Annotated in this window: 1 rRNA gene; it reads right to left on the bottom strand. The window is 56.9% G+C overall.

The annotated features are described in order from the left end of the window. Nucleotide 1: 1 nt before the first annotated feature. Nucleotides 2–1,844: ribosomal RNA gene (locus ACFZBD_RS35155) — 23S ribosomal RNA — on the bottom strand; the annotation flags it as partial.

Here is a 1,844-nt window from a genome sequence, read left to right as displayed (position 1 = left end):
TGAGGACAAGCCCTCGGCCTATTAGTACCGGTCAGCTCCACCCATTACTGGGCTTCCACATCCGGCCTATCAACCCAGTCGTCTACTGGGAGCCTTACCCTCTCAAGGAGGTGGGAATACTCATCTCGAAGCAGGCTTCCCGCTTAGATGCTTTCAGCGGTTATCCCTCCCGAACGTAGCCAACCAGCCATGCCCTTGGCAGGACAACTGGCACACCAGAGGTTCGTCCGTCCCGGTCCTCTCGTACTAGGGACAGCCCTTCTCAATATTCCTACGCGCACAGCGGATAGGGACCGAACTGTCTCACGACGTTCTAAACCCAGCTCGCGTACCGCTTTAATGGGCGAACAGCCCAACCCTTGGGACCGACTCCAGCCCCAGGATGCGACGAGCCGACATCGAGGTGCCAAACCATCCCGTCGATATGGACTCTTGGGGAAGATCAGCCTGTTATCCCCGGGGTACCTTTTATCCGTTGAGCGACGGCGCTTCCACAAGCCACCGCCGGATCACTAGTCCCGACTTTCGTCCCTGCTCGACCCGTCGGTCTCACAGTCAAGCTCCCTTGTGCACTTACACTCAACACCTGATTGCCAACCAGGCTGAGGGAACCTTTGGGCGCCTCCGTTACCCTTTGGGAGGCAACCGCCCCAGTTAAACTACCCATCAGACACTGTCCCTGATCCGGATCACGGACCGAGGTTAGACATCCAGCACGACCAGAGTGGTATTTCAACGGCGACTCCACCATGACTGGCGTCACAGCTTCAAAGTCTCCCACCTATCCTACACAAGCCGAACCGAACACCAATATCAAACTGTAGTAAAGGTCCCGGGGTCTTTCCGTCCTGCTGCGCGAAACGAGCATCTTTACTCGTAGTGCAATTTCACCGGGCCTATGGTTGAGACAGTCGAGAAGTCGTTACGCCATTCGTGCAGGTCGGAACTTACCCGACAAGGAATTTCGCTACCTTAGGATGGTTATAGTTACCACCGCCGTTTACTGGCGCTTAAGTTCTCAGCTTCGCAACCCCGAAAGGTCACTAACCGGTCCCCTTAACGTTCCAGCACCGGGCAGGCGTCAGTCCGTATACATCGCCTTACGGCTTCGCACGGACCTGTGTTTTTAGTAAACAGTCGCTTCTCGCTGGTCTCTGCGGCCACCCCCAGCTCACGGAGTAAATCCGATCACCAGACGTGGCCCCCCTTCTCCCGAAGTTACGGGGGCATTTTGCCGAGTTCCTTAACCATAGTTCACCCGAACGCCTCGGTATTCTCTACCTGACCACCTGAGTCGGTTTAGGGTACGGGCCGCCATGAAACTCGCTAGAGGCTTTTCTCGACAGCATAGGATCATCCACTTCACCACAATCGGCTCGGCATCAGGTCTCAGCCTTAATGTGTGACGGATTTGCCTATCACACGGCCTACACCCTTACCCCGGGACAACCACCGCCCGGGCTGGACTACCTTCCTGCGTCACCCCATCGCTTACCTACTACCACCTTGGGTCAGCGGCTCCACCACTCCCCTTCACCCGAAGGATCCAGGGCGGCTTCACGGCCTTAGCATTAATGGGCTCGATATTGGGCGTTTCAAAGCGGGTACCGGAATATCAACCGGTTGTCCATCGACTACGCCTGTCGGCCTCGCCTTAGGTCCCGACTTACCCTGGGCAGATCAGCTTGACCCAGGAACCCTTAGTCAATCGGCGCACACGTTTCTCACGTGTGTATCGCTACTCATGCCTGCATTCTCACTCGTGAACCGTCCACAACTCGCTTCCGCGGCTGCTTCACCCGGCACACGACGCTCCCCTACCCATCACAGCGGGCGTTGGCCCT

Origin of the sequence: Streptomyces sp. NPDC008121 (assembly GCF_042957155.1) — a bacterium.
Taxonomy (GTDB): Bacteria; Actinomycetota; Actinomycetes; order Streptomycetales; family Streptomycetaceae; genus Streptomyces.
This window is presented reverse-complemented; position numbering and strand designations above follow the sequence as displayed.